Annotated in this window: 5 protein-coding genes; 4 read left to right on the top strand and 1 reads right to left on the bottom strand. The window is 65.2% G+C overall.

The window, feature by feature from the left end; translation table 11 throughout:
* Positions 1-62 precede the first annotated feature (62 nt).
* A complete protein-coding gene (locus EN939_RS20745) occupies positions 63-884 on the bottom strand; it encodes a tetratricopeptide repeat protein (protein ID WP_127269472.1) in 822 nt (273 codons plus the stop codon).
* A 116-nt stretch (positions 885-1000) separates the two neighbouring features.
* On the opposite strand from EN939_RS20745, the gene EN939_RS20740 reads away from it, so the two are divergent.
* The 4 genes from EN939_RS20740 to EN939_RS20725 form a co-directional block, all read left to right on the top strand.
* A complete protein-coding gene (locus tag EN939_RS20740) occupies positions 1001-2365 on the top strand; it encodes a leucyl aminopeptidase family protein (RefSeq protein ID WP_127269471.1) in 1365 nt (454 codons plus the stop codon).
* Positions 2366-2438: 73 nt separating this feature from the next.
* Positions 2439-2789 carry a MarR family winged helix-turn-helix transcriptional regulator gene (locus EN939_RS20735; RefSeq protein ID WP_013533675.1) on the top strand — a complete coding sequence of 117 codons (351 nt, stop codon included), beginning with the start codon at positions 2439-2441 and terminating at the stop codon, positions 2787-2789.
* A gap of 29 nt (positions 2790-2818) precedes the next feature.
* Positions 2819-3679, top strand: a complete 861-nt coding sequence (locus EN939_RS20730) for a C40 family peptidase (protein WP_164748718.1) — start codon at positions 2819-2821, stop codon at positions 3677-3679.
* A gap of 201 nt (positions 3680-3880) precedes the next feature.
* Positions 3881-4924: DEAD/DEAH box helicase (locus EN939_RS20725; protein ID WP_127269469.1), on the top strand; the 1044-nt coding region annotated here is incomplete at its 3' end.

Below are 4924 nucleotides of genomic sequence, written 5' to 3'. Positions count from 1 at the left end.
CCCTCAAACGAAGAAGCCGCGCATGCAGCGCGGCTTCTTCGTTGGGCATCGGGATTGTGGTCTCAGTTGGTCGCGGATTTCGGCTTGTCCTGGTCCTTGAGCTGGCTCCAGGCATTCTGCTGGGCCAGCATCTGCCTGAGATAGGCGACGTTTGCCTGCGCCTGTTCGGGCGAGAGCTCCTGCGAGGCGATCTTCTCGGCCTCGTCGAACCGGCCTTGCAGGCCGACGACCAGTGCCAGGTTCTGGCGGACGCGGCTGTCCGCATTCGGCTGCTGCGCGGCCGAGCGCATATAGGTTTCGGCGGTGCGCAGGTCACCTTCCAGCACATACGACATGCCAAGATTGGAGAGCACGGAAGGCTCGTTCGGCTTAAGGTCGAGCGCCTTGCGGTAAAGCTGGCGCGCATCGTCCTTCTGGCCGGTCTGGTCGAGGATGGCCGCTTCGGCCGACACCAGCTTCCAGTCGGGATATTCCGGTGTTTGAGCGCGGCGCACGGCGTCGAGCGCCGCCTCGAACTGGCCATTGGCGGCCAGCGCCTTGCCATAGGAGGCAAGCACGTCACGATCCTTGGGCAAAGCGATGGCGAGTTTGCGCATCACAGCCAGCGACTGGTCGGCGTCGCCATCCATCTGCAACGCCGCCGCATAGTTCGTCGCCATCCGCTTGTCGTTGGGGTTCTTCGCGTAGGATTGGCCAAGTGCACCGGTGGCATTGTGCAGTTCGCCGGCCGACATGCTTTCAAGCGGTTTGCCGCTGGTGCGTGCGATAGAGCCGGTGGAGAGCTTGTCGGTTCCGCAGCCGGCGACGCCGGCCGCCAGCGCCAGCACAAGGGCCGTGGTGATGAGCCGTTTTCCCCTGGCATTGATCCTGCGGTTGGTCGGCATGGCCACCTAAGCCTCCATTCGTGCGCGGCCATTGCGTGGCCGTCTTCCCTCCCGCAGAAATATTCTGTTAACCCTAACGGACGGTTAAGAACGGCGACTCACACGGAGAACATCGCATGCCTGTCGAACTCGTCGGGAAGACATTGCCGGGCGCGCTGCCGGTCCATCTGATCGCCAGGGACGGTCTGGACGCGGCCGGCCTTGCGCCGGCCGCTGTCGCCTGGGCCAGGGCCAACGGCTTTTCCGGCGAGGCAGGCAGGACGCTGGTCGTGCCCGGCGAAAACGGGGCGCTCGGCGGCGCCTTGTTTGGTATCGGCGATGGCGAAGGCGCGCTCGCCTTTGGCGCGCTGTCGAAAGCCTTGCCGGAAGGCGACTGGCATTTCGCCTCGGCGCCGGCCGAGCCGGACCTCGCGGCGACCGCGCTGCTGCTCGGCGGCTATGTCTTCACCCGTTACGGCAAGAAGCCAGGCAAGGCGCTGCGCTTCGGCCTGCCGGCAGGCGTCGATGGCGGGCGCGTAGGCCGCATCGCCGATGGCGTCTTCCTGACACGCGATCTGGTCAACACGCCGACCAGCGATATGGGTCCAGAAGATTTGGAGCAGGCGGTGCGGACCCTGGCCGCCAGGCACAAGGCCGAAGTCTCGGTGGTCAAGGGTGACGATCTCCTCGACCGGAATTTCCCGATGATCCATGCTGTCGGCCGTGCGTCGGCCGGCGCGCCGCGCCTGATCGATATGCGATGGGGGCAGCAAGGGGCGCCGAAGGTGACCCTGGTCGGCAAGGGCGTCTGCTTCGACACGGGCGGTCTCGACATCAAGCCATCGTCCGGCATGCTGCTGATGAAAAAGGACATGGGCGGTGCTGCCAATGTCCTTGGCCTCGCCTCGATGATCATGGCTGCCGGGCTGAATGTGCGGCTGCGCGTGCTCATTCCCGCGGTTGAGAATTCGATTGCCGGCAACGCCTTCCGGCCCGGAGATGTGCTTGCGAGCCGCAAGGGCATCACTGTCGAGATCGGCAATACGGATGCCGAGGGGCGGCTGGTGCTGGCCGATGCGCTGGCGCTGGCCGACGAGGAGGAGCCGCAGCTTCTGGTCGACATGGCGACGCTGACCGGGGCTGCCCGCGTCGCGCTCGGCCCCGATCTGCCGCCGTTCTACACAAGTGACGAAGCGCTGGCATCCGATCTTGCGGCGGCTTCCGTCGCGGCCGAGGACCCTCTGTGGCGCATGCCGCTGTGGCGGCCCTACGATGCAAAACTGTCGTCGAAAATCGCCGACATCAACAATGTCACATCAGACGGTTTCGCCGGCTCGATCACGGCGGCGCTGTTCCTGAAACGCTTCGTCGAAAAGACCGAGGGCTGGGCGCATTTCGACATCTTCGCCTGGAACCCGGCCGATCGTCCGCATGGCCCCGCCGGCGGCGAGGCACAAGGCATCCGCGCCCTAGAGCGGATCATCGCGAAACGCTACGGCTGACGGTTGCAGGCGGAGCCGGCAAAATTGCCTCGACTGAAACGGAACCGAAACAATTTGCCGTCATGCTGGCGCGATGTCGATTGCTATGCGCCCGAGCCAGGCCTTGCGACTGTGGCAGCAAGTGATGCTGTCACAGGTGCGCGACGACGCGCCCGATCTGACCATGCGCCAGACGGCGATCCTGTTCACCATCTATCTCGACCCGCCACCGCACACCGTGCGCGGGCTCGCCGCGCGCCTCAATGTCACCAAGCCGGTGATCACCCGCGCGCTCGACACGATGGGCGCTTTGAAACTCGTTTCGCGTCACCGCGATGAACTCGACAAGCGCAATGTGCTGATCAGGCGCACGGTCGAGGGCGCGCTCTTTGTCGAGCGCTTCGGCGATGGTATCATCGCCAAGGCGCTCGAACTGCCGATGTGAGCGCATTACCTTTCAACAGAGTGTTCGATTTGACTGCCAGGGATGCCCGCCTTCACGCTTTTCGCTCCGATCTCGCCGATGCAAGGCTGAAGGGCGAGGTCACCGCCGAGCGCTTCGTCGCCGGCCGGCCGGCGCGGGTCACCGCGTCAGTGGCCGATATGCGCAAGGCGCCGCGGCCGGACGCCGGCGTCAACACGCAAGCGCTGTTCGGCGACGATGTCCTGGTCTTCGATGTCGCTGAGGGCTGGGCCTGGGTCCAGGCCGAACGCGACGGCTATGTCGGCTACGTCGCCGACACGATGCTGGGCAAACGGGACCATGCGCCGACGCACATCGTCTGCGTGCCGCGCACCTTCCTCTACCCCGGGCCGGATCTGCGCTTTCCGATCGCCGGACAATTGTCGATGGGATCGACGGTGACGGTGACGGAGGCCGCCGAGACGCGCGGTACGCACTATGCGGTCCTGCCTTCCGGCGAGGCGTTGATCGCAAGCCACCTGCGGCCGCTGAGTGAAGCTGCCTCCGACTATGTCGCGGTTGCCGAGGCGTTTCTCGGCACGCCCTATCTCTGGGGCGGCACTTCCGGTTTCGGCATCGACTGTTCGGGCCTTGTGCAATTGGCGATGCGCATGGCCGGCAAAGACGTGCTGCGCGATTCCGACATGCAGGCGGCGACACTTGGCGAGCCGCTCGAACCGGGACCTGATTTCTCCGGGTTGCGACGCGGCGATCTGGTGTTCTGGAAGGGCCATGTCGCCGTCATGACCGACGCCGACACGATGATCCACGCCAACGGCCACACCATGCTGGTGTCGCGCGAAGGGCTGAAGGACGCCGTCGCCCGCATCGGATATCTTTACGGCGGTCCGACCGGGTTCAGGAGGCCGTAGCCTTTCTTCCTTCGCCCCGTTCACGGGGAGAAGGTGCCCGAAGGGCGGATGAGAGGCAGTGCCAGCATTTGAAGGTTCGCGCTGCCCCTCACCTGCCTGCCGGCATCCTCTCCCCGTAAACGGGGCGAGGAAAGCTCACCTCGATCACCTTTTGTTCCGATTTTCCTTGGCGTTCGCGCGCCGTCGCGCTACCTCTGGCGGGTGACAGAGCAGCCGCGCCTTGCCGAACAGAATGCCGCCGTGGCCCTGCCCGAACCATTCCTCAGATGGTTCGGCGAGAAAGGCTGGTCGCCGCGCGCCCATCAGATTGGACTTCTGGCGAAAGCCCAGGCCGGGCAATCAGTCCTGCTGATTGCGCCGACCGGTGCCGGCAAGACGCTGGCCGGGTTCCTGCCTTCGCTCACTGAACTGGCCAACCGGCCCAAGAGAAAGCCGGGCCAGGCGCGTCGCGGTATCCACACGCTCTACATCTCGCCGCTGAAGGCGCTGGCCGTCGATATCGAGCGCAATCTCGGCAAGCCGGTGGAGGAAATCGGCCTGCCCGTCACCATCGAGACGCGCACCGGCGACACCCCCGCCCACAAGCGTCAGCGCCAGAAGCTGGTGCCGCCCGACATCCTGCTGACCACGCCCGAGCAACTGGCGCTGCTGATTGCGGCAGGCGATGCAAGACGCTTCTTCGAGGATCTGCGCTACGTCGTGCTCGACGAGTTGCACTCGCTGGTGACGTCGAAACGCGGGCATCTGCTGGCGCTCGGCCTGGCGCGGCTGCGCAGCTTTGTCCCCGGCTTGCAGACGATCGGCCTGTCAGCGACGGTGGCCGAACCGGACGAGTTGCGGCGCTGGCTGGTCAGCCAGAATCCGCCCAAGGGTTCGACCGGCCATAGCATGGCCGAACTGATCGTCGTCACCGGGGGTGCGAAACCGGAGATTTCTATCCTCGATTCCGAAGAGCGCGTGCCTTGGGCGGGACATTCGGCGCGCTACGCCACGCCGGAAATCTATCGCGAGATCAAGCGCCACAAGACGACCCTGCTGTTCGTCAACACGCGCAGCCAGGCGGAGTTGCTGTTCCAGGAATTGTGGCGGGTCAACGAGGACACTTTGCCGATCGCGCTGCATCACGGTTCGCTCGACGTCGCCCAGCGCCGGCGCGTCGAAAAGGCGATGGGGGAAAACGCACTGCGCGCCATCGTCGCCACCTCGACGCTCGACCTCGGCATCGACTGGGGCGATGTCGATCTG

The organism is Mesorhizobium sp. M7A.F.Ca.CA.002.05.1.1, assembly GCF_003998335.1.
Taxonomy (GTDB): domain Bacteria; phylum Pseudomonadota; class Alphaproteobacteria; order Rhizobiales; family Rhizobiaceae; genus Mesorhizobium.
This window is presented reverse-complemented; position numbering and strand designations above follow the sequence as displayed.

Bases quoted from the DNA above. Each gene is read 5' to 3' on its own strand.
- EN939_RS20745 (WP_127269472.1), bottom strand. From the start codon at position 884: ATGCCGACCAACCGCAGGATCAATGCCAGGGGAAAACGGCTCATCACC.
- EN939_RS20740 (WP_127269471.1), top strand. From the start codon at position 1,001: ATGCCTGTCGAACTCGTCGGGAAGACATTGCCGGGCGCGCTGCCGGTC.
- EN939_RS20735 (WP_013533675.1), top strand. From the start codon at position 2,439: ATGTCGATTGCTATGCGCCCGAGCCAGGCCTTGCGACTGTGGCAGCAA.